The sequence below is a fragment of the uncultured Maribacter sp. genome, assembly GCF_963975365.1.
GTDB lineage: Bacteria > Bacteroidota > Bacteroidia > Flavobacteriales > Flavobacteriaceae > Maribacter.
On sequence record NZ_CAXBGF010000003.1, the window covers coordinates 281,701 to 304,649 of the forward strand.

A 22,949-nucleotide genomic window follows, 5' to 3' on the forward strand; every position below is an offset into this window, starting at 1 on the left:
ATGAAACAGAATCAAATGTTAAACGGTATCGACGATCATGCATGCAAAATGACGGAAGCAATCTGCTTACCAAATTCCACGCTGCCACGGGTAGTTATAGTTGGTGGTGGCTTTGCGGGCCTGGCATTGGTGGAAGGGCTCAAAAACAAAGATGTTCAGGTCGTGCTGATAGACCGCAACAACTTTCATCAATTTCAACCCCTATTTTATCAGGTAGCCACTAGCGGCCTCGAACCCGATAGTATTGTGTTCCCTTTTAGAAAACAAATTAAGGGGTATAAGAATGTGAGCTTCAGGCTGGCCGAGGTAAAGGAAATTCAAGCCTCTACCAATACTGTCATAACGGACAAAGGAAAACTTACCTACGATTATCTGGTCTTAGCAACGGGAACCAAGACCAACTTCTTTGGTATGGAAGAAGTGGAAAGAAATAGTTTGGGCATGAAGGATATCCGGGATTCCCTAAATATCCGCCACATGATGCTGCAAAACTTGGAGCAGGCCGCGATTACATGCGATGATGAGGAACGCGATGCCCTAACCAATTTTGTAATCGTGGGCGGTGGCCCTGCAGGAGTAGAAATGGCAGGTGCACTAGCTGAGTTTTGCAAATACATCCTTCCAAAGGACTACCCCGAGTACCCTTCTTCCATTATGAACATTTATTTAGTAGAAGCGAATAATGAACTACTCATGGCGATGTCGGAAAAAGCTTCTTCAAAAACACTGACCTATTTGGAAAATCTGAATGTGAAAGTATTGTTGAAAGAATCCGTAAGTGCTTACGACGGTACGGTCGTGCAAACCAAAAGCGGGAAGACAATTTTGGCCAGAAACCTTATCTGGACAGCAGGCGTAAAAGGGGACTTCCCAAAGGGTATCGATGAGAAGCATGTAGTCAAGGGAAATCGCTTAAAAACCGATGCATATTTAAAAGTGGATGGTCAAGAAAACATTTATGCCATTGGGGATATTGCCGCCCTGATTTCCGAAGAGACCCCAAAAGGCCACCCACAAGTGGCACAGGCAGCTATGCAGCAAGGAAAATATCTTGCCCTTACATTGACAGGGCTCATCAACGATAAGCCATTAAGCCAATTTAATTATAAGGATAAAGGGTCTTTGGCTACCGTGGGTAAGCGAAAAGCAGTTGCCGATTTGGGGAAATTGAAGTTTGCCGGATATTTTGCCTGGTTGCTATGGTCAATTGTGCATCTAATGTCTATCAGCGGATTTCGAAACAAATTATTGGTGGGCTTTAATTGGGCCATCAGTTATTTTACTTATGAAAAAAGCAATAGGGTCATTATTAGGAATTTCAAACGTGATGCTACTACGGAAACCCGATCAAAAGAGAATTTCAAAAATGATTTGGAAAAGGATATAGCCACAAAAAAAACCACTATTGATGCCTAAACAGGATACAAATAACGGCATTATTAAATTCTTCGGAAATACGGCCAAAGAACTCAATAACAGCGGTGTTATTCTCTTTATCACGGTCGTTTTCGCAATGGTCTGGGCCAATTCGCCATGGAAGGAATATTATATCGACTTAATGCAAACCGATATTGCCTTTACCATTGGCAGCCTTCAGCTATCGGAGCCGCTGTTGTTATGGATCAACGATGGTTTAATGGCCCTTTTCTTTCTACAAGTCGGTCTAGAGCTGAAACGTGAAATAATCGGGGGTAAACTTTCATCCCCAAAGAATGCGGTATTACCGATTGGCGCCGCTATCGGCGGTATGGCAATTCCTGCCCTTATTTATTTTATGTTCAACAGCTCGGGCGAAGCTTCAAATGGTTGGGGCATTCCCATGGCCACGGACATTGCCTTTTCCCTAGGAGTATTGGCCCTTGTCGGGAAAAGACTGCCAGCCGCTTTAAGGGTTTTTCTTATTACGTTGGCGATAGTGGACGATTTGGGCGGTGTCTTGGTCATTGCCCTTTTCTATACCTCCGATATATCAGCAATGGACCTGCTACATGGGCTATTGTTCTTCGGTGCTTTGATTATCGGCAATTATGCGGGAGTGAGAAGCACCTGGTTTTATGCCATCATCGGTATCGGTGGTGTTTGGTTGGCCTTCTTTTTTTCAGGAGTACACCCAACCATTGCCGGAATTCTTACCGCATTTGCAATTCCGAGCAGGGTGAAAATTAAGGAGAACATCTTTTTGGAGCGTTTGGATAATCTTCATAAAAGATTTCAAGAAACCAAATCGATAAAGAGTACGCTTATCTCAAAAACACAGTTGGAGATATTGGAGGATATCAAGACCATAAGTTCAGAGGCGGAGACTCCCCTTCAAAAATTTGAAAGGTCCTTAAACCCCATAGTGAGCTTCGTCATTCTTCCCTTGTTTGCTTTGGCAAATGCAGGAATACATCTTCACGGGGATTTGTTTAAAGTACTATCCAGTCCCATTAGCTTGGGGATTGGCCTAGGTTTGATTTTTGGAAAATTTATCGGTATTGCCGCTTTTTCAAGAATACTGGTCGCACTTAAATTGGCCAAGCTTCCGGAAAACGTGAATTGGAGCATGATCTATGGTATAGCTTTTCTTGGCGGTATCGGTTTTACGATGTCACTATTTATAAACGAACTGGCCTTCACGGATGAGTCTTTGATATTCACGGCCAAGGTAAGTATTCTATTCGCTTCTATGATAGCCGGCATCATTGGCTCTGTCATTTTAATGAAAAGTTCAAAGAAACTACAAAAATCACAAATAACATAAAGATGAAAAGTACCAAAGGCAAAAATGATAAGCTTTCCCTAATAGGTTCCATATCCCTTGGTACCGGTGTAATGATTGGTGCTGGCATATTCGTTCTTATGGGGCAAATAGCCGAGTTGGTGGGCGATCTGTTCCCGATTGCTTTTATCGCTGGTGCCATCGTGGTAGGTTTCAGCTCCTATTCCTACGTAAAGTTCTCAAATACCTTTCCATCTTCGGGAGGTGTTGTCAAATTCTTCAATAAATCCTATGGGCCGGGAACCACAACTGGTCTCTTTTCTTTGTTGATGTATGTGTCAATGGTGGTCTCGCAAAGTTTGGTAGCGGGTACTTTTGGGGCCTATACGCTTCGGTTGTTCCCAGAAAGTTTTGCCGGTTATGCATCCGTTCTTGGTATTCTCCTTCTGGTAACTGCTTACGTCATAAATATTTTAGGCAACAAAGTTATTGGCGCAACGGCAACATTCACAGCAATTATCAAAGTGGCGGGTATTGCATTGCTCGCCATTGCCGGCCTTATAGTTTCCGGGTTTGCTGATATGACAGGGAACTATATTCCCAAAAATTCCGAAGCGTTGCCACAAGGATTCAGCTTTGTAGCTGCATTGGCGTTGTCAATCCTTGCCTACAAAGGATTTACAACAATCACAAATCAAGGTGGGGACATTAAAAATCCCCATAAAAATCTTGGACGTTCCATTGTGTTTTCCATTTTTATTTGCACTGTCATATATGTAGCCTTGGCACTTGCCGTTGCAGGAGGTTTGAGCATCCCTGAAATAATCAAGGCAAAGGACTATGCCTTGGCCGCAGCAGCAGAACCTGTTTTTGGGGAATGGGGTTTATGGTTTACCATAGCAATCGCTATTGTAGCAACCTTTTCAGGCGTTATCGCCAGTGTGTTTTCGGCATCGCGCTTATTGGGGATGTTGAGCAATATGAAACAGGTACCGTCCTTAAAAAGAATGGGCAATTTTAAAAATCCCGCTCTCATATTCACGGTTTCCCTTGCGATTTTACTCACTGCCCTTTTCGATTTGACAAGGATTGCTTCCATAGGAGCTATTTTTTATCTTATTATGGATATTGCTATCCACTGGGGGCTGTTCCGCCATCTAAAAAAAGAAGTGAAATTTCAACCCATCATTCCGTTAATAGCCATTGTAATGGATATTGTAGTACTGACGTCCTTCCTTTATATAAAATATCTAAACGATCCAATGGTACTCATCGTAGCAGCAATTGGAATTATCCTAATACTTGTTGCGGAACGGTTTTTTATGAATTCGCATACAGACGATAAAGGTAACATGTCGATGGGAATGGAAACTACAAATAGTAAAAACAATAAAACTTAATTAATTAAAAACCCAATTTATATGAAAAATATAGCAGTTATAGGATATGGCGTAATCGGAAAAAGAGTAGCCGATGCCATCAACGTACAAGATGATATGAAACTTAAAGGTGTTTGCGACGTCATCAGTGATTGGCGGATACAGAACGCCGTAAGAAAAGAGTATGAGATCTATGCGGCAACCGCCGATGCCGAAAAACAAATGGAGGCTTCCGGTATTTCGGTAAAGGGCAATATGCAAGGCCTATTGGATAAAGTGGACCTCGTGGTCGATTGTACCCCAAAGAACATAGCGGCCAAGAATGTTGAAATGTATAAGAAACAAGGTATAAAGTTCATTGTCCAGGGTGGCGAAAAACACGAAACCACGGGCCATTCCTTTAGTGCGGAAAACAATTACAAATCCGCTGTAAATCTTGATGCTACAAGGGTGGTTTCCTGTAACACCACCTCTATATTAAGAACATTGACCGCCTTAAAAAAAGCCGATTTATTGGACTACGCAAGGGGTACCTTGTTAAGAAGGGCCACCGATCCTTGGGAAAGTCATTTGGGAGGCATCATGAACACTATGGTTCCTGAAAGGGATATCCCCAGCCACCAAGGGCCCGATGCACAGAGCGTTGATCCCGATTTGGATGTGATTACTTCAGCGGTAAAAGTGCCCGAAACCCTGAGTCATATGCATTATTGGAACGTGAAATTGAAAAATCAAGTTACCAAGGAAGAAGTGCTCAACGCCTTTAAAACTTCGAGCCGTATTAAATTGATACGCTATGATCAAGGTCTGGTTTCAAACAACACCATCAAGGAAATGTTCATGGATATGGGCAGACCTTGGGGCGATATGTACGAGGTAGCCCTTTGGGAAGATATGCTCAAGGTAGTTGGCGACGAACTTTTTTATGCCTATGTGGTGGATAACCAAGCGATTGTTATTCCCGAGACCCTAGATGCCATTCGTGCACTTACCGGCATTGAGACCGATGCCCATAAATCTATAGAAAAGACCAATAAAAGTCTTGGTATTAATCAATAGCAACAACAATGAAAACATACGAAAATATAGTGGAACAGCTAGGGGACAAAGCGCCCTTTTATCTGGATCATGTTAGCGAAAAAATCACCAAAGATGAACTGCAATTGCCCGATGCTGATTTTGTCTCCAAAGTTTTTGTCAATAGTAATCGGAATCCTCAAGTGCTTCGAAGCCTTGCCCAATTGTACGGGCATGGCAGTCTAAAGGATACCGGGTATTTAAGCATACTTCCCGTTGACCAAGGTATTGAGCATAGTGCCGCTTTTTCCTTTTACAAGAACCCCGATTATTTTGATCCCGAAAACATTATAAAACTTGCTATCGGAGCAGGTTGTAACGGGGTGGCTTCGACTTTTGGGGCACTGGGTCTGTATGCCCGTAAATATGCGCATAAGATTCCGTTCATTGTTAAGATTAACCACAATGAGCTACTGTCCTACCCTAATAGCTACGACCAAACCTTGTTCGGAAAGGTCAGGGACGCTTGGAATATGGGGGCTGTTGCCATCGGGGCGACCATCTATTTCGGGTCTAAGGAAAGTAATCGACAGTTAAAAGAGATTGCGGAAGCTTTTGCCGAGGCCCATAGCCTCGGCATGGCCACGATCTTGTGGTGCTACACCCGTAACGACTCCTTTAAAAAGGGTAAGGAGGACTATCACACTGCTGCGGATTTAACAGGACAGGCCAATCACCTTGGGGTAACGATACAGGCGGATATCATCAAACAGAAACTGCCTACTACTAATTACGGTTTTAAAGACCTCCAATTCGGGAAGTATGACGATGCTATGTACGAAACCCTAACGACCAAACACCCCATCGATCTGTGCCGTTTACAGGTTGCCAATTGTTATATGGGCAAAATAGGATTGATCAATTCGGGTGGAGGTTCTAAAGGAGCATCCGATATGACCGAGGCCATCACAACGGCTATCGTAAACAAACGAGCTGGAGGCTCCGGGCTTATTTTGGGAAGAAAGGCTTTTCAAAGACCTTTTAAGGAAGGGGTGGAATTGATACATGCGGTTCAGGGCGTTTACCTTGAAAAAAGAATCACAATAGCATAATACAGATATAACAATGCTCGATACGGAAATAAAATCATTAAAATCCCTTAACAACTACCTACGAAAACTGGTAGAAAATAGGCTGTGGCTCAAGGTTATCATTGCCTTGTTCCTAGGTGTTGGTGTTGGCCTGTTGTTAAGCCCCCAAAACGGTTGGATCACCAAAAGCACTGCTGATGCTCTAGGGAATTGGTTGGCCCTGCCGGGAATGCTCTTCCTTAAATTGGTACAGATGATCATGATTCCCCTGATCGTGGCTTCCATCATTACGGGCATCGCCAGTAACGATAAGGAAAATCTGAAACGGCTGGGCGGTGGTGTGTTCTTGTATTTTATATCTACCACAATTATATCGGTAACCATAGGCACAATACTGGCCTTACTCTTTAGACCGGGAAAGTATCTGCACCAACAGGCAGAAGTCGATCATGCAAATGCATTGGCCGGTACTGCCGAAAGTTCGGAACTATCATTTGGACTAAACGATATTCCGAATGCCATAACAAATTTATTGCCCGAAAACCCATTGGCATCTATTGTAACTGGCGAAATGTTGAGTATTGTAATTTTTACGATTATAATAGGCGTTGCCGTGTTATCGCTGACCGACAACTTTCTCAAACCGGTAAAGTTGCTGTTGGGGGCCATCCAGGAAATCTGTATGACGGTGGTCAAATGGGCCATGTTGTTGGTTCCGGTCGCTGTATTCGGTCTAATGGCACAGCTGACTTCGAGCGTTGGCCTGAACTCTTTGGCGGGTTTGGGTTTTTATGTGCTCGTAGTACTGATAGGATTGCTCATATTGGTCGGTATTTACCTCTTGCTGGTAAGCATCCTTGGTCGCAGCAATCCATTTAAGTTTTTACGTAAGATTACGGATGTCCAACTTTTGGCATTCTCAACAACAAGCTCTGCCGCAGTAATGCCCTTATCACTAAAAACAGCGGAGGAAGAACTCAAGGTGGATGCCTCTATCAGTAATTTTATAATTCCCATCGGAACCACCGTAAATATGGATGGGACGGCCCTTTATCAGACCATTACGACTTTGTTTATAGCCCAGGCATACGGACTTGAAATGGGCCTTCTAAATGTCATTGTTATCGTGATTACAATAGTTGCAGCTTCGATTGGAACTCCGGCCATACCGGGAGGAGGCGTGGTGATTTTGGCTTCTGTACTATCCAGTGTCGGAATTCCGGCCGAAGGAATTATCATCATCATCGGGGTGGAGCGCTTGCTTGGCATGTTCCGGTCTGCGGTCAACGTTACCGGTGACCTAACGGCCTGCATGGTATTCGATAGGTTTTATGGAAATAAACCAGGAGATGCCAAACAGAGCGATGTAAAAACAAATACAGAGTTTTCAACTGTTTAAATGTTAAAAGAAAAGGATAATGATAAAATCAATTAACAAAATAGATCTTACCCCGAAACCGGGCAAGGAGTATTGGATAAACTGTCATAGGGAATGGCGGGAGGAGATCATTTATTTTCTTATGATTGACCGATTTCATGACAGCAAAAAGCGGCATTCGAAGAATTTCGGTATCCGACATCCCGGTTTCGGGAACGAAGATCAGTTGCAAAAGCCTTTTGGGGGGACAATTAAAGGCATTATGGACAACATTGATTACATCAAAAATTTAGGCTGTACGGCCCTTTGGCTGAGCCCTGTTTTCGAAAACAATCCGGGATCCTACCATGGCTATGCCATACAGAACTATATGGACGTTGACAAACGCTGGGGCACCAAGGAAGAACTGGAAAAACTGGTGGACAAGGCACATGATCTGGATATACGGGTCTTTTTGGATATCGTTCTTCATCATTCCGGGGATAATTGGTCGTATCCTTTTGATTATGACTATTTCTATGCAGAGGGGCAACGGTTTCCACTAGGAGGTTGGCGTGAGAAAGACAGGCCGCTTCCAGTCGAACTGAGAAATCAGGAGCTGTATAACCGAAAAGGGCAGATCAGGAATTTTGATGCCTATCCCGAGACCCAGGAAGGTGACTTCTTTACCTTAAAAACATTTAGAAACGATGATTCCCCCGTTAGTGAAGATTTACAAGAGATACTGGCCAAGATACATTGTTACTGGATACGAGAGACCGATGTGGACGGTTTCCGGTTAGATGCCGTCAAGCATATGAAGGGTAGCGATATCAGTCGTTTTTGTTCTAACATACGGGAATATGCCTATTCCTTGGGGAAGAGAAACTTCTTTTTGTTCGGTGAGATTATTGGTAATGATGAGATGGGAAACCCCTATATAGGCCCCAAAATGCTGCCGGAGGACCGGAATGTATACTATGGGCTCGATTCCATTTTGGACCATCCTTTACATAGCGTATTGGCAGAAGTGATAAAAGGGAATTCATCTCCAAACAGATTGATACAGCGGTATTCTGAACTGCAAAGGAATGCCCTAAGCCGGGGCGAATATGGGGAATTCCTGGTAACCTATATCGATGACCACGATCAGGTGGGGATGGATTTTAAACACCGCTTTGGCTATAATGCCGTTCCCGAGCAAATTGTTGCGGGCATGGGCTTTCTCATTTGCGCCCTTGGCGCCCCATGTATTTATTACGGAACTGAACAAGGTTTTGAGGGCAACGGTATGGATGACCGGTATATTCGGGAAGGAATGTTCGATCCCGATGATAAACAGACGAATGTATTGAACCAAGATTCATGGATATACAAGAGAATTGCAGTCTTGGCACATCTAAGGCAGAAAGAAGCTATTCTAAAGTTCGGTAGGATGTATTTCCGGGAAACTTCAAAAAATGGACTTGATTTTCAGTTTCCCGATTGTGAGGAATGTCTTTTGGCATTTTCAAGGATTCTGCATGAGGGCGAAATTCTGGTAGTTTATAATTCTTCACCAAAGAATATCAAAGAAGAATATATAGCGATCGATAGCATTATCAACAAAGAGGGTATGCTTATGGAATGCATCTATGGCAAAAAGAAAAAAATTAGGATAGAAAAAAATATGGATAAGAACGATGGCCGTCTTTTCATCAAGGTAAAGCTCAAACCCATGGAGTTTTTGATATTCAAGAACAAGTAGCGGAAACAGAACCTCGTAACGAATTTGACCTAGGATAATGAAATACGTACAGATAAAAATAATAAAAATGGTTTTTTTGGCAGTATTGGTGATTTTAGTATCCGTTATATCGGTAGTGGGATATCAATACCTAACCGTCGTTTTGGCTCCAGAATATGATTCCGATACCATGCCCCTAAACTATGAAATAGTGGGCTCGGGCGAAAGGAACATAATCTTGATTCATGGTATGGCAGGTACTAAAAATTATTGGAAAAAGGATTTGGCGCAGGTTACCGGAAAGTACAGGCTACTTTTGGTCGACTTGTTGGGTTTCGGAGATTCGTCAAAACCCCAAAGCGAATATAGTCTCGAAATTCAGCTTGCGGCACTTGAAAACATCATCACGAAAGAAGGCTTTAATGATGGTAACACCCTTATTTTAGGCCACTCCATGGGCGCGGTAATTTCCTTGGCCCTCTTTGCAAAACACCCTAACCGGTTTGTCGGGGCTACGGTCATAGGCCTCCCTATTTTTGAAAGTAGAGATCAATTTTCCGAACAGATGTCCAGTAATTCTTTTTTCGATAAGCTCGCCGTAAGCTCCTATGGGAAGGTGTTCTGTATGCTCCACCCATTATACATTGTCAAATGGTTAAAGCCTAAAAATCTGACCGACGATGTTTTTAAAGACTCTAAAAAACATACCTGGCAGAGCTATTATAATTCGTTGAACGAGGTCATTCTCAAAACGGATCTATACGCCCTTACAAAGAGCATACGCAATCGAAAGATTCTCTTTATCCAAGGCACCGACGATAAAGTGGCACCCTTTGTAAACGTGGAAAAGTTTGCAAGGTCCTTTCCCCGTGCAAAATTAATGGTAGTAAAGGATGGAGACCACCAGCTCTTTCTTAAAGAACCACTTGAAGTCTGGAAAGCGGTCGGGGATTTTTTCGATGAAAAATCATGGTGAACAGGAATGAATACTAATTTGAAAATGAAATAGAAAGATGAAAGAACAAAAATATAGTACAAATCAATTCTATGGATTGATGCATACGGACGTCGAGGGAATCGATGCCCTTATAGAACTGGCCCTGAACATCCGTTGGTCATGGAACCATGCCTCGGATATGTTATGGGAACAACTAGATCCGGAACTCTGGGAATTCACGCGAAACCCCTGGGTCATTCTACAGACGGTTTCACGAGATCGACTGGAGGAGCGTTTGGCAGACCCGGATTTTCGGGAGAAGTTAGACGGTCTTTTAAAGGCAAACGAAAAAGCGATTTCCGCGCCCTCGTGGTTTCAGCAGAACCATCCTAAGGCGGCACTTACCACCATTGCCTATTTCAGTATGGAATATATGCTCAACGAGGCCCTGCCTATTTATGCCGGTGGCTTGGGCAATGTAGCGGGCGATCAACTAAAAGCGGCCAGCGATCTGGGCGTACCCGTTGTTGCCGTTGGCTTGCTTTATGCCAAAGGCTATTTCCGACAGGAAATCGACAAATATGGCACACAAAATGCCCTGTTTCCCTATAATGACCCGGGACAACTGCCCATTACGCCCTTGCGCCTACCAAACGGCGAGAGGCTACGTATAAAGGTATCGTTGCCCGGCCACCCGATATGGCTAAGAGCATGGCAGGTTCAAGTAGGAAGAGCGAAACTCTATCTATTGGATAGCAACGATGCCGCCAACTTGCCGATTCATCGTGGAATTACCGATGAGCTGTATGGTGGAGGGCCCGAACTGCGAATAAAACAGGAAATCATTTTGGGTATAGGAGGCTACAGATTACTAAAAGCCTTGGATATAAAACCCGAAGTATGCCATATGAACGAAGGGCATGCTGCCTTTCTGGTCCTGGAACGTGCCAATGATTTTATGAAGGCGAACGGAACTTCGTTCGAAGAGGCACTTGCCGTAACCCGGGCGGGCAACCTATTTACCACACACACAGCGGTCGCTGCCGGTTTTGATCATTTCAGTCCCTCGTCAATGGAATACCATCTAGGTGCTTATACCAAAGAAGAATTGGGCTTGGACTTTAATGACCTGATGGCCTTGGGGTGGGCAGACACGAATAACCGATCGGAAAGTTTTAACATGGCCTATCTGGCCATTCGTGGTAGCGGGGCGGTAAATGGTGTTAGCCGTTTGCATGGTGAAGTAAGCAGAAATCTTTTTAACAATCTTTTCCCGCGTTGGCCGGCAGCCGAAGTTCCGGTAGGCCATGTGACCAATGGAGTACACATGCCAAGCTGGGATTCCAAATATGCAGATGAAATTTGGACGGAATCCTGCGGAAAGGATCGCTGGAGGGGCGAACTCGATGACCATTCAGCACATATTTCGAAACTATCCGACGAAAAACTATGGGAATTTAGGTGCCGATCCCGCAAAAGCCTTGTCGGTTTTATAAGGAAAAGGTTTGAGAGGCAGGCAATAATCTCGGGCCTACCATCGGAAGTGGTCGGGGGCGCAAAACAGGTTTTTGACCCGGACACCTTGACCTTGGGCTTTGCCCGCCGATTTGTGCCGTATAAAAGACCGGACCTCTTATTGCACGATCCAGAACGTTTTGTCCGAATTCTTACCAACCCGGAACATCCGGTACAATTGGTCTTGGCCGGTAAAGCTCCCCCATTTGATGAAGCGGGAAAAGGCTTGATACGAAAGTGGGTGCAGTTTGTCCAAAAACACAATCTCCACAAACATGTCCTCTTTCTAAGTGATTACGATATGAGGTTGGCCGAAAATTTGGTCCAAGGTGTTGATGTGTGGGTAAATACCCCAAGACGGCCATGGGAAGCCAGTGGTACCAGTGGCATGAAAGTACTTGTAAATGGTGGCCTGAATTTGTCGGAACTGGACGGTTGGTGGGCCGAGGCATACACTCCCGAAGTAGGCTGGGCATTGGGCGATGGCCAAGAACATGGCGATGATCCGGCGTGGGACGCACACGAGGCAGCAACACTATATGAGATACTGGAGCAGCAGGTCGTCCCCGAATTCTATTCACGTAACAAAAAAGGAGTAGGGGAAATTTGGGTAGAGCGCATGCGAAAAAGTATGGCGACCCTAACGCCCCGTTTTTCGGCCAACCGAACCGTTCGCGAATATACGGAGAACTATTACCTGCCAGCCGCAGTAAGCTATAAAAAATGCGCAGCTAGAAAAGGAGCTAAAGGGAAAAGAATTGTTAGCGCAGGAAATGAGCTCAAAAATAAATGGGATACCATACAATTTGGGAGCGTCGAAATTGAAAGTGCGCGTCAAAAGCATCACTTTAAAGTGCCGATATGGTTGAAAGGAATAAACCCCAAACATATTCAGGTAGAACTATTCGCGGAAGGAATCAACGGTGAAGCGTCTGAAAATATCAAGATGAAATTTGATTGGATGGGAGAAGACGGCGCGCATAACTTTTATGCCCAAGTAAATACTTCCAGGCCTATCGATCACTATACGGTTCGCATTGTACCCAGTTACGAAGGCATTTCTGTGCCGTTGGAGGACAACTTGATACAATGGCAGCATTAAAAATGGAATTTTAAATAAAAAAGGAAAATGGAAACACTGGAATATCACGAAACTATATTGAAAAAAGTCAGCTTCGACGAGGAGTTGCTAAAGATAGAACTGAAGAAGGCGGTTCGCAATACTACCTGTTCCCAACAACCGGCCTTATTGGAATGGTGCGGCAAGGAGCTTGGGCCAAAATATAAAGAGTTGGCATCCTCCTTAATGAAAGATAAGGATTGTGCCTTTAATGAGCCAGATTCATGATAGGGTTCAGCTAGGAATCATCGCAACAAAGCTTAAGTGATGAAGTAGCTTACCTAAAATAGGAAAAGCAGGATGCGTATTACATCCGGTAAATGGGGTTGGATATGCTCGAAATTAGAGACTGGAAATGGGAAAATTGAGCATTCGTTCTAAAAGGTCACATAGTTAAAAATGTAAGAAAATGAAGAATATAAAACACCGACATATAGCAGTATTTACCTCGGGGGGCGATTCCCCAGGGATGAACGCCGCCTTATACGGAATTGTAAAAAAAGCAGAACAAAGTGGTATCAGGTTAAGTGGTATCCGAAAAGGATATGAGGGCCTAATAGATGGCGATTTGGTTCCCTTGGACGCCCACAAATTGCAAAAGATGATACATCGGGGAGGAACACTGTTAAAAACAGCTCGAAGCAAACGTTTTTTAACGCTGGAAGGAAGACAGCGGGCATTGGAAAATCTTCAAAAAAATGATATCGATGCTCTGATCGCCATAGGTGGTGATGGAACATTTAAAGGTTTGTTGGCTTTTTCCGAAATATGTGACATCCCATTTATAGGCATTCCTGGAACCATTGACAATGATATTTCCGGTACCGATTACACCCTCGGTTTTGATTCGGCGGTAAACACGGCTATTGAAAACATCGATAAAATAAGGGATACGGCCGAGTCCCATAACAGGATATTCTTGATTGAGGTTATGGGAAGGGATTCAGGCTACATTGCCATTCATTCGGGATTGTGTACTGGAACAGATGCCATTCTTATTCCCGAAAGTGGCACCGATTTTATGGACCTATTGGATAAGATTAAAAATTACCATAGTGAAGATGCTTTCCTTATCGTGATTTCTGAAGGTGATGAGATAGGCGCTGAACTTGTCGCATCCAAAATAAAGCAAATTAATAAAGATGTGGATTTGCGTATCACAAGACTTGGTCACGTACAACGCGGAGGTAATCCTTCAGCGTTAGATAGAATGTTGGGAATTAGACTTGGAGTGGCAGCCGTAGATGCATTATTACAAGGAAGAGAGAATGTAATGGCTGGGATTTTAAACAATCAATTACACTTTACCCCCTTTGAAGAAGTGGTCAAGCAACATCAAGTAACTGGTGAATTTCAAGAACTTTTAGAACTTTTTGGCAAGTAAAAAATGATAGAAACTTTAAAAAATATAAACCCATTTATTCTCGGATTACTTATTAGTCTAGGCATTGGTCTTATTCTAGGGTTGGAACGTGAATATGATAAACTGAAAGAAGAACAAGGATTTGCTGGCATAAGAACTTTCCCCATTGTTGCTATTATAGGTTTTATTCTAGGAAATCTTTCCATAACCTATACTCCTTGGTTGGTCATTATTATTTCAGCGGCATTTCTCTTGTTTCTGTCCTTGAGTCATATTTCCATACTACAAAAACACTTAATGACCGGTATTACCACAAATATGGCATTGTTCGCTACGTTGATTTTGGGTATTATGGTAGCCAATCATCTGCATAAGGAAGCAGTTGCCACTGCAGTCATAGTGGTTACTTTATTATCATTGAAAACGACCTTTAATACGTTTATAAAGAATATCACTTCGGAAGAGCTTTTTGCTTTTATTAAATTTTCGATTATTACACTTCTGATTTTGCCTTTCTTACCAAATCAAGACTATGGACCAGAAGGTTTGTTAAACCCCTTTGAGATTGGAGCGATTATAGTGATTGTTTCTTTTTTAAATTTTATTGGCTACTTCCTCGTAAAATATGTAGGTTCTAAACGTGGTATTCTGCTTACGGCAATTTTAGGCGGATTGATTTCAAGCACCGCAGTTTCGTGGATATATGCTGCTCGAAGCAAGGAATCGCCTGAACTTTCTAAAGAATATGCTGCAGGAATAATTATTGCTTCTGCCATCATGTTTCCAAGACTGGCAATATTAGCATATATCTTTAATAATGCCATACTTTCTTATTTGGCCGTTCCCTTTACCATCCTAACACTGATCTGTTTGATAAGTGCCATCCTATTTATTAGAAAGAATACTGAAGTCTCAAAGACAGCTATTAACCTTGGCAATCCGCTTAATATTTTGAATGCCCTTGGGTTTGGGGGAATTTATGTCGCAATTCTATTTGCTGTTTTTTATGGAAATCAATTTTTTGGTGAAAGTGGTTTATATTTTTCAGCTTTAATTGCAGGATTGGCAGATACAGATGCGATAACTATTAGTATGGCAAAATTCGGGTCTTTGGAGGACAAACTTGCGCTCGCAACCAATGTCATTATTACCGCAACCATAAGTAATATGATTGTGAAGCTGGGTATTACCTATTTTAAAGGTTCCAAAAAAGCAGGCAAACTTGTGATGCTCATTTTTGGAGCAGTTATCATAGTGGGCATAGCCTATATATTAATACAGTTATAGAATTAAAAAAAAGTAAAATGAAAACAACCCTATTCAGCACCCATAAATTTGAAGAAGCCCATTTGATATCCGCAAATAAAGGCAATCACGAACTTAACCTACTTGAAGTACGGTTGACCGAAAATACGGCTTCCTTGGCACAGGGTTCAGAGGCCATCAGTTTGTTTACAAGTGATGATGCCTCGGCGAAAGTACTGGAAAAGTTAAGTGAATTAGGCGTTAAGTATATCGCCCTTCGTACTGCAGGGTATAACAACGTAGCTACTGAAAGAGCAGCTGCGCTGGATATAAAAATAGCCCGTGTTCCCGCCTATTCACCTTATGCCATAGCAGAACACACCATGGCTTTGATACTTGCATTAAATAGAAAATTGATTAAGGCTCACAATAGGGTCAGGGATATGAATTTCTCGTTGAACGGACTCACAGGGTTCGACTTGAACGGAAAGACTGTCGGAGTAATGGGTACTGGAAAAATCGGGGCTACCCTTATCAAAATACTGTATGGTTTTGGCTGTAAAATATTGGCCTACGATGTTAACAAAGACGAAGACCTGGTCGAACAGTACGGGGTTCACTATACCGATTGTAAAACATTATGCAGCGAATCGGATATTATCAGCCTTCATGTCCCTTTGACTCCCGACACAAAGCATTTGATCAATGCCCAACAAATTGCCAATATGAGACATGGGGCAATGCTTATCAATACCAGCCGGGGTGGCTTGGTAGACACCAAAGCCGTCATCGAAGGGTTAAAAACAGGAGAGGTTGGGTATTTTGGGATGGATGTCTATGAGGAAGAGGAAGGACTCTTCTTTGAGGACCATTCAGAAGAAATACTTCAGGATGATGTCATTGCACGTTTGATGACTTTCAACAATGTTTTGATAACTAGTCATCAGGCCTTCTTGACCGATACCGCATTGGCCAACATTGCCGACACTACCCTATTTAATCTCGACTGTTTTGAAAAACTAATCGACTCGGGAAACGAAGTCACCAGTAAATAAATTGACAAGCTTCTATAGGAAGTTTTTAATCTTAAAAAAAATAGCACTATGAAAAGTATTCTTGTACCTACTGACTTCTCCGAAAACTGCGACAAAGCGGCCAATTTAGGCATTCAAATGGCCAAACAATATAATGCGGAAATTCATTTCTTTCACTTGATACATACCCCGGTGGACTGGGTGAAACTGGATAAGTTAAAGGAGAAAAGATATCCCGACACCCTGAGAAAAATCGGTTCGGCCAAATCGGCCTTACGGGAATTGGAGAAAAAAGCAGAGAAAGAAAACCTAGAGTGCCGCACTTTTTTGGAGTATCAACTATCAACTACTAATATTTTAAAACATTCCGGTCATTTCCATCATGATTTTATTATCACAGGAAGTAGCGGTACCAAAGGCACCGCCCGCGAACTTTTTGGTAGTAATATAGAAAAAATCGTACGAAAATCCGATGTGCCCGTGATCGTGGTTAAAGAGGACGAGGTCTCCTTACCTTTTAAAAATATAGTATTTGTTTCTGATTTCATGGAGGATGTGAGTGGTGCTTTCGTTCATGTAATCTCAATTGCAAAAAAATGCAATGCCCATATTCGTTTGTTACGTATCAACACCCAAACAGATACCAATAGTATATCGGCAGGTCTGAATCCTATTAAGAGATTCTTGGAAAAGTTTCCCGATTTAAAAAATTATTCTATGTACGTCAATAACGAGCCGTCTGTGGAAACCGGTATAAATACGTTCCTAAGACAAGAACCTGCGGATTTGATTGCTATGTCTACACACGGCAGTACAGGATTTTTGAGCTTGTTTTCCAAAAGTATCGCCGAAGGAATAGCCAATCATTCATCCCTTCCGGTAATGACTGTTAAAATTTAAAAAAAATAATACGATGTCAGACAGTTTAAATCATATACGAGAAAAGCCCTTTTATAAACTATTGTTGGGAAGGACAGTAATGTCCCTTGTTAGCATTTTGGCAATAGTCATCCTATACATTATTTTGATGTCAATGGTAGATCATCCAGCTTTTCCATTCCATATTATCATTGTAACGGCAGCATTGGGGAAGACATTAGTGATAACTATGACCACTTTAAAGGGACTATCAAAATTGATAAAGGTATGTCATTCATTAGAGCGATTGCTTTGGGTATTTGGATTGATAATCATCATAAGTATTTTCTCCTTTGCAACCGATTATGCCTGCCTTTACCAATTCAGCCATAGTACCTTTGAAGGCGTTCCCGAGTATTCAATCTCGTACTTGTATAATTTGTACCACTTTTTTTACTTCAGTGTGATTACTTTTTCAACGGTAGGCTATGGAGATATTATTCCAACTTCCGATATAGCTAGATTCGTTGTTATGCTCGAGATATTTCTAAGCTTTTTTATAATCGTATTTGCATTGGCAAATATCAAAAAAATACATATCAATGGATAAAATATATATTAAAAAAGCAAGCGGTGAAACAGCTCCTTTTGAAATAGAAAAAGTGATACGATCTTTAGAAAGGGCCAGTGCTGACAAGTTGTTAGTCGAAGAGATAGCTCAAGATATTGAAAAAGCGGTTTATGATGGAATGACAACCAAAAAAATCTATCAAATGGCTTTCAAAATGCTCAAGGGGAAATCTAGAGTAAGTGCTTCAAAATATAAACTAAAAAAAGCATTGATGGAATTAGGCCCTACAGGATTTCCTTTTGAAAAGTTGATTGGCAAACTAATGGCATATGAAGGATTTTCAACACAGGTTGGTGTCATAGTTCAAGGCAATTGTGTACAACACGAAGTTGATGTGATAGCGCAAAAGGACAATAACCATTATATGATTGAATGTAAATACCATAGTGATCAAGGTAGATTTTGCAATGTGAAAATTCCTTTATATATCCATTCAAGATTTTTGGATGTTGAAAAACAATGGGAACACCAAAAAGGTCACGAAGCCAAGCTTCATAAAGGGGGTGTGTATACTAATACACGATTTACTAAAGATGCGGTGGAATATGGTAAATGCGTCGGAATGTTATTGACAAGTTGGGATTATCCGAAGGCAGACGGTTTAAAAGACAGAATAGATAAATCAGGACTTCATCCTTTAACAGCATTAACAACGCTAACCAAAGTCGAAAAAACAAAGTTATTGGATAAAGGTATTGTGCTCTGTAAAGAGCTTCACGAATCCCCAAAATTATTAGAACAAATAGGAGTGCCAAAATCAAGACACAAAAAGGTTCTCGAAGATTCAAGAGAACTATGTGAAATTCGTTAAAGCACTAAACAAAATTGTAACTCAAAAATAATAAAGATGAAAACGGATGAACTACAAAAACAGAACAGTATAGATTTAGAGCCATTTTACCTAGCATTGGAAGATGACTCGAAACTACTAGAAGAAGCCCTTGAAATTTTACTCGGTATGGTAAACTTCGAGCCTAAATCCGTAAAGAAGTTGGCGCTTCTTATCAAAGAAGATTCCCGCAATCTATATAATGAAATAGCTGAATTGAGCAAATCAAATCAAGATAAAGGAAATACACCTTCCTGCTGTGGTGGACATTAAATAAATACTATAAAAATGAAAAATAATAAAATAAACATCCACTTTTTAGGGGCGGCAGGTACAGTAACCGGCTCAAAATATTTAGTGGATTCGGGAGAGAGAAAGATACTTATAGACTGCGGACTTTTTCAAGGTTTAAAGGAATTGCGCCTTAAAAACTGGGAATATCCACCAGTTGAAGTTTCAGAAATTGATATGGTATTGCTTACCCACGGTCATATGGATCACACAGGGTATTTACCTCGATTGGTAAAACAAGGATTTAATGGCCCCATATATGGTACTAATCCCACTTTGGACATTGCAAAAATTATTTTGAACGATAGTGCCAAAATTCAGGAACAAGAAGCAGAACGAGCTAACAAAGAAGGCTATTCCAAACATAGTCCAGCCGAACCTCTTTATGATTTAAAAGATGTTGAAAATACTATTCCACATTTTAAAGCTGTTCCCCAGTCCCAATGGATTCCATTTTTTGATGGTATCAAAGCTCGTTTTCAGTACAACGGTCATATTTTGGGCGCTACATTCATCGAGTTGGACGTATATGGAAAACGCTTTGTCTTTTCAGGAGATATTGGAAGAACCAATGATTTATTACTCTATCCACCTCTAAAACCTAATAAAGCTGATGTCTTATTTATTGAGTCCACCTACGGTGGCAGGTTTCATCCAGACGAAGTAGAAGCCATTCCAAAAATTGAAAAATTAGTTAATGACACTATAAATAGAGGTGGCAGTCTGTTTATCCCAAGTTTTTCTGTGGAGCGAGCTCAATTAATGATGCTCATTTTTTGGAGACTTTTAAAGGAAAATAAAATTCCGAAAGTCCAAATGATAATGGATAGCCCTATGGGAGCCAATGTTTTGGAATTGTTTCATCGCACAAGGGAATGGCACAAACTTGAGAAACACGAATGTGATGAAATGTGTTCCTATTTTACGGTTGTGAGCAGCTATCGGGAAACTATGGAATTACGAACTGATGAGAAACCAAAAATCGTCATAGCTGGAAGTGGAATGCTTACAGGTGGACGTATGCTAAACTATCTCGAAACCCAAGCTCAAAACCCTAGTAACACCCTGCTTTTTGTAGGATATCAAGCCGAAGGAACTCGTGGTAGAAAATTATTAGAAGGCGAAAAAGAATTAAAGGTTTACGGGAAATGGGTGCCGTTTCATATGGAAGTTGCAGAAATCGAAGGACTCTCAGCACACGCAGATCACACTGAACTTATAGATTGGATGAGCAAAATAAAAAATAAACCAGAACTGATTTTTATTGTTCACGGTGAAAAAGAAAGTGCAGAAGCACTGCAGAAAGGAATAAAGGAGACCTATGATTGGGATTCTGAAATCCCACAGCTTTATAGCATCGAAGAAATTAAATAGGTTGTAAAAATTACAAAAAAAAGCAAAACTATGGAACAACATTCAAATATCCTAAAATATAAACATCTCGGCATTTATACCCAGAACGAAAACGTGGTTTATATGCGAGAAGATTGTCACGTATGTATTTCCGAAGGTTTTGAAGCACTCACAAGAATAAGGATATCAAAGGCAACCCATTCAATTGTAGCAAGCCTCAACATTATAAATTCAGATATACTGTTGCCGAACGAAATCGGACTATCAGATGCGGCTGCAAAAAAGTTGAATATTTCCGAACATGAAACCTTATATGTTTCACATTTGGAACCTATTGAGTCGTTGAGCCATGTCAGGGCTAAAATCTACAACCAGAAATTAGATTATAACGCCTACGATGAAATCATAACAGACATTGTTCAAGGCGATTATTCCAACATACACCTTTCGGCATTTATTACAGCCTGCGCAGGTGACCGATTGGATATTGACGAAATATCCGACCTCACAAAAGCAATGATAGCCTCTGGCGCGCAGATGAATTGGGACAAAGAAATCGTGGTCGATAAACATTGCATTGGCGGATTACCGGGCAATAGAACCACACCATTGGTAGTTGCCATTGTCGCTGCTTACGGACTCACAATGCCAAAAACTTCCTCGCGAGCCATCACTTCGCCCGCAGGCACTGCCGATACTATGGAGGTATTAACCAATGTGACGCTTTCTTTAGAAGAAATCAAGACCGTGGTAGAAAAAGAAGGTGGTTGCATTGTGTGGGGTGGAACAGCGCAATTAAGTCCTGCGGATGATGTGCTCATAAAAATTGAAAAGGCCTTGGATATTGATAGTGAAGGACAGCTTATTGCTTCGGTACTTTCAAAGAAAGCTGCGGCAGGATCTACACATGTTGTCATTGATATTCCTGTGGGAGAAACCGCAAAGGTACGCAGTACGGAAATGGCTCAAAAACTAAAAAACCATATGGAAACTGTAGGCAACGCTGTTGGACTTAATGTGAAAGTTGTGATTACAGATGGCACACAGCCCGTTGGAAGAGGTATCGGTCCTACTCTGGAAGCCATCGATATATTGAAAGTTTTGCAAAATGAGCCAGATGCACCAAACGATTTAATGGATAGAGCGTTGCTTTTGTCTGGCGAAATTTTGGAACTGTCTAGAAAAGTCGAAAAAGGAAAAGGAACGAAAACCGCCAAAGAAGTCCTTAAATCTGGTCAGGCTTACAAAAAATTTCTTGCCATTTGCAAAGCACAAGGGCGTTTTTCAGAACCAGTTTTAGCACCCTATAAAATCGAAATTAGAGCAGAAACCTCTGGGATTTTAAAGCGAATAGATAATAGAAAGATTGCTAAACTCGCTAAACTTTCTGGTGCACCGCAGTCTAAATCCGCTGGGATTCTTATGAATGTCCATTTAGATGAAAAAATTGAAGAAAACCAATTGTTATATACCATATATGCAGAATCCAAAGGCGAACTCAACTATGCTCTGGAATATAAAAATTATCACAATAACATATTAACCATTACTCAAAAGCACACACGATGAAAACGATATTATTCAGCCTTCCCGGAAACGAAGAACTTACAGCACTTATGGCAAAAAAAATGGATGCAGAAATCGGGAAAGCGACCCTACGCAAGTTTCCCGACGGAGAATCCTATACACGCATATTATCTGATGTCAAAGACAAATGTGTTGTACTGATTTGCACCTTACACGAACCAGACGAAAAATTGTTACCGCTTTATTTTTTAAGTCATACTGCCAAATCATTAGGAGCAATGTTCACGTGCTTGGTGGCACCCTATCTCGCCTATATGCGGCAGGACAAAATTTTCAATGAAGGAGAAGGCGTTACTTCTGGTTTCTTCGGAAAATTGATTTCAGGTTTTGCCGATAGCATTACCACGGTTGACCCACACTTACATAGAATTAGGTCTTTAGGGGAAGTATATCAAATTCCAAATAAAGTAATTCACGCTGCCGATGCTATTTCAGATTGGATAAAAGAAAACATAGAAAATCCTGTACTTATAGGTCCCGATTCTGAAAGTGAGCAATGGGTTTCTGAAGTTGCTAAAAATGCAGGAGCACCATTTACGGTATTGCAAAAAGTGCGTCACGGTGACCGTGATGTGGAAGTTTCTGTCCCAGATGTGGAAAAATATAAAAACGCCACACCGATTCTAGTAGATGATATTATCTCGACCGCTCGAACAATGATTGAAACCGTGGTGCATTTAAAAAAAGCAGGAATGAGACCACCTATATGTGTTGGTATTCACGCAGTTTTTTCAGGTAATGCCTATCAGGATTTGTTAGATTCAGGAGTAGAAAAGATTGTTACTTGCAATACTATTACGCATCCGTCAAATGACATTGATTTAAGCGATATACTGGCAAAAGAAGTAAAAAAATTGATGCACCATATATGAGAAAACGGGTCTTTATAATACTAATTACTTTATTCAGCATCAC

The 22,949-nt window shown here is 41.5% G+C and carries 20 protein-coding genes; all 20 read left to right on the forward strand.

Annotated elements, in window-relative coordinates; all coding sequences use genetic code 11:
• The 20 genes from AACZ49_RS06030 (at position 1) to AACZ49_RS06125 (ending at position 22,906) form a co-directional block, all read left to right on the forward strand.
• Positions 1–1,416, forward strand: coding sequence for an NAD(P)/FAD-dependent oxidoreductase (locus AACZ49_RS06030; protein WP_339652642.1), 1,416 nt, complete (start codon positions 1–3; stop codon positions 1,414–1,416).
• Complete coding sequence (gene nhaA / locus AACZ49_RS06035; protein ID WP_339652643.1) at positions 1,409–2,743, forward strand: Na+/H+ antiporter NhaA; 1,335 nt, start codon at positions 1,409–1,411, stop codon at positions 2,741–2,743. The genes AACZ49_RS06030 and nhaA overlap by 8 nt, the downstream gene beginning before the upstream one ends.
• Before the next feature lie 2 nt (positions 2,744–2,745).
• Positions 2,746–4,101, forward strand: coding sequence for an APC family permease (locus AACZ49_RS06040; RefSeq protein WP_339652644.1), 1,356 nt, complete (start codon positions 2,746–2,748; stop codon positions 4,099–4,101).
• A 21-nt stretch (positions 4,102–4,122) separates the two neighbouring features.
• Complete coding sequence (locus AACZ49_RS06045; protein WP_339652645.1) at positions 4,123–5,139, forward strand: type II glyceraldehyde-3-phosphate dehydrogenase; 1,017 nt, start codon at positions 4,123–4,125, stop codon at positions 5,137–5,139.
• An 8-nt stretch (positions 5,140–5,147) separates the two neighbouring features.
• On the forward strand, positions 5,148–6,209 hold the full coding sequence (locus AACZ49_RS06050; protein ID WP_339652647.1) for a class I fructose-bisphosphate aldolase: 1,062 nt from the start codon (positions 5,148–5,150) through the stop codon (positions 6,207–6,209).
• Positions 6,210–6,222: 13 nt separating this feature from the next.
• Entirely contained in the window at positions 6,223–7,587 is a 1,365-nt protein-coding gene (locus AACZ49_RS06055) for a dicarboxylate/amino acid:cation symporter (protein WP_339652649.1), read from the forward strand.
• Positions 7,588–7,606: 19 nt separating this feature from the next.
• The gene (locus AACZ49_RS06060; RefSeq protein ID WP_339652651.1) at positions 7,607–9,292 is read left to right on the forward strand and encodes an alpha-amylase family glycosyl hydrolase; all 1,686 of its coding nucleotides are present in this window, start codon (positions 7,607–7,609) and stop codon (positions 9,290–9,292) included.
• Positions 9,293–9,329: 37 nt separating this feature from the next.
• On the forward strand, positions 9,330–10,247 hold the full coding sequence (locus tag AACZ49_RS06065) for an alpha/beta hydrolase (RefSeq protein ID WP_339652653.1): 918 nt from the start codon (positions 9,330–9,332) through the stop codon (positions 10,245–10,247).
• A 37-nt stretch (positions 10,248–10,284) separates the two neighbouring features.
• Entirely contained in the window at positions 10,285–12,825 is a 2,541-nt protein-coding gene (glgP, locus tag AACZ49_RS06070; RefSeq protein ID WP_339652655.1) for an alpha-glucan family phosphorylase, read from the forward strand.
• 27 nt (positions 12,826–12,852) lie between these two features.
• Positions 12,853–13,071 (forward strand): hypothetical protein, encoded by a 219-nt coding sequence (locus AACZ49_RS06075; protein WP_339652657.1) that lies wholly within the window; start codon positions 12,853–12,855, stop codon positions 13,069–13,071.
• Between the two features lie 181 nt (positions 13,072–13,252).
• The gene (locus AACZ49_RS06080) at positions 13,253–14,227 is read left to right on the forward strand and encodes an ATP-dependent 6-phosphofructokinase (protein ID WP_339652659.1); all 975 of its coding nucleotides are present in this window, start codon (positions 13,253–13,255) and stop codon (positions 14,225–14,227) included.
• Between the two features lie 3 nt (positions 14,228–14,230).
• Positions 14,231–15,493 carry an MgtC/SapB family protein gene (locus AACZ49_RS06085; protein WP_339652661.1) on the forward strand — a complete coding sequence of 421 codons (1,263 nt, stop codon included), beginning with the start codon at positions 14,231–14,233 and terminating at the stop codon, positions 15,491–15,493.
• A 17-nt stretch (positions 15,494–15,510) separates the two neighbouring features.
• Positions 15,511–16,506 carry a 2-hydroxyacid dehydrogenase gene (locus tag AACZ49_RS06090; RefSeq protein ID WP_339652663.1) on the forward strand — a complete coding sequence of 332 codons (996 nt, stop codon included), beginning with the start codon at positions 15,511–15,513 and terminating at the stop codon, positions 16,504–16,506.
• Positions 16,507–16,554: 48 nt separating this feature from the next.
• Positions 16,555–17,385, forward strand: coding sequence for a universal stress protein (locus AACZ49_RS06095; RefSeq protein ID WP_339652665.1), 831 nt, complete (start codon positions 16,555–16,557; stop codon positions 17,383–17,385).
• A 13-nt stretch (positions 17,386–17,398) separates the two neighbouring features.
• Complete coding sequence (locus tag AACZ49_RS06100; protein ID WP_339652667.1) at positions 17,399–17,953, forward strand: ion channel; 555 nt, start codon at positions 17,399–17,401, stop codon at positions 17,951–17,953.
• Positions 17,946–18,785: an ATP cone domain-containing protein gene (locus AACZ49_RS06105; protein ID WP_339652669.1), complete on the forward strand. Its 840-nt coding sequence runs from the start codon at positions 17,946–17,948 to the stop codon at positions 18,783–18,785. Before AACZ49_RS06100 ends, AACZ49_RS06105 begins: the two co-directional genes overlap by 8 nt.
• A 36-nt stretch (positions 18,786–18,821) precedes the next feature.
• Entirely contained in the window at positions 18,822–19,076 is a 255-nt protein-coding gene (locus AACZ49_RS06110) for a hypothetical protein (RefSeq protein ID WP_339652671.1), read from the forward strand.
• 15 nt (positions 19,077–19,091) lie between these two features.
• Positions 19,092–20,468: an MBL fold metallo-hydrolase gene (locus AACZ49_RS06115; protein WP_339652673.1), complete on the forward strand. Its 1,377-nt coding sequence runs from the start codon at positions 19,092–19,094 to the stop codon at positions 20,466–20,468.
• Between the two features lie 30 nt (positions 20,469–20,498).
• Entirely contained in the window at positions 20,499–22,016 is a 1,518-nt protein-coding gene (locus AACZ49_RS06120; protein WP_339652675.1) for a thymidine phosphorylase family protein, read from the forward strand.
• Positions 22,013–22,906 carry a ribose-phosphate pyrophosphokinase gene (locus tag AACZ49_RS06125; protein WP_339652676.1) on the forward strand — a complete coding sequence of 298 codons (894 nt, stop codon included), beginning with the start codon at positions 22,013–22,015 and terminating at the stop codon, positions 22,904–22,906. The genes AACZ49_RS06120 and AACZ49_RS06125 overlap by 4 nt, the downstream gene beginning before the upstream one ends.
• The last annotated feature ends 43 nt before the right edge of the window (positions 22,907–22,949 follow it).

Bases quoted from the DNA above. Each gene is read 5' to 3' on its own strand.
- AACZ49_RS06030 (WP_339652642.1), top strand. From the start codon at position 1: ATGAAACAGAATCAAATGTTAAACGGTATCGACGATCATGCATGCAAA.
- nhaA (WP_339652643.1), top strand. From the start codon at position 1,409: ATGCCTAAACAGGATACAAATAACGGCATTATTAAATTCTTCGGAAAT.
- AACZ49_RS06040 (WP_339652644.1), top strand. From the start codon at position 2,746: ATGAAAAGTACCAAAGGCAAAAATGATAAGCTTTCCCTAATAGGTTCC.
- AACZ49_RS06045 (WP_339652645.1), top strand. From the start codon at position 4,123: ATGAAAAATATAGCAGTTATAGGATATGGCGTAATCGGAAAAAGAGTA.
- AACZ49_RS06050 (WP_339652647.1), top strand. From the start codon at position 5,148: ATGAAAACATACGAAAATATAGTGGAACAGCTAGGGGACAAAGCGCCC.
- AACZ49_RS06055 (WP_339652649.1), top strand. From the start codon at position 6,223: ATGCTCGATACGGAAATAAAATCATTAAAATCCCTTAACAACTACCTA.
- AACZ49_RS06060 (WP_339652651.1), top strand. From the start codon at position 7,607: ATGATAAAATCAATTAACAAAATAGATCTTACCCCGAAACCGGGCAAG.
- AACZ49_RS06065 (WP_339652653.1), top strand. From the start codon at position 9,330: ATGAAATACGTACAGATAAAAATAATAAAAATGGTTTTTTTGGCAGTA.
- glgP (WP_339652655.1), top strand. From the start codon at position 10,285: ATGAAAGAACAAAAATATAGTACAAATCAATTCTATGGATTGATGCAT.
- AACZ49_RS06075 (WP_339652657.1), top strand. From the start codon at position 12,853: ATGGAAACACTGGAATATCACGAAACTATATTGAAAAAAGTCAGCTTC.
- AACZ49_RS06080 (WP_339652659.1), top strand. From the start codon at position 13,253: ATGAAGAATATAAAACACCGACATATAGCAGTATTTACCTCGGGGGGC.
- AACZ49_RS06085 (WP_339652661.1), top strand. From the start codon at position 14,231: ATGATAGAAACTTTAAAAAATATAAACCCATTTATTCTCGGATTACTT.
- AACZ49_RS06090 (WP_339652663.1), top strand. From the start codon at position 15,511: ATGAAAACAACCCTATTCAGCACCCATAAATTTGAAGAAGCCCATTTG.
- AACZ49_RS06095 (WP_339652665.1), top strand. From the start codon at position 16,555: ATGAAAAGTATTCTTGTACCTACTGACTTCTCCGAAAACTGCGACAAA.
- AACZ49_RS06100 (WP_339652667.1), top strand. From the start codon at position 17,399: ATGTCAGACAGTTTAAATCATATACGAGAAAAGCCCTTTTATAAACTA.
- AACZ49_RS06105 (WP_339652669.1), top strand. From the start codon at position 17,946: ATGGATAAAATATATATTAAAAAAGCAAGCGGTGAAACAGCTCCTTTT.
- AACZ49_RS06110 (WP_339652671.1), top strand. From the start codon at position 18,822: ATGAAAACGGATGAACTACAAAAACAGAACAGTATAGATTTAGAGCCA.
- AACZ49_RS06115 (WP_339652673.1), top strand. From the start codon at position 19,092: ATGAAAAATAATAAAATAAACATCCACTTTTTAGGGGCGGCAGGTACA.
- AACZ49_RS06120 (WP_339652675.1), top strand. From the start codon at position 20,499: ATGGAACAACATTCAAATATCCTAAAATATAAACATCTCGGCATTTAT.
- AACZ49_RS06125 (WP_339652676.1), top strand. From the start codon at position 22,013: ATGAAAACGATATTATTCAGCCTTCCCGGAAACGAAGAACTTACAGCA.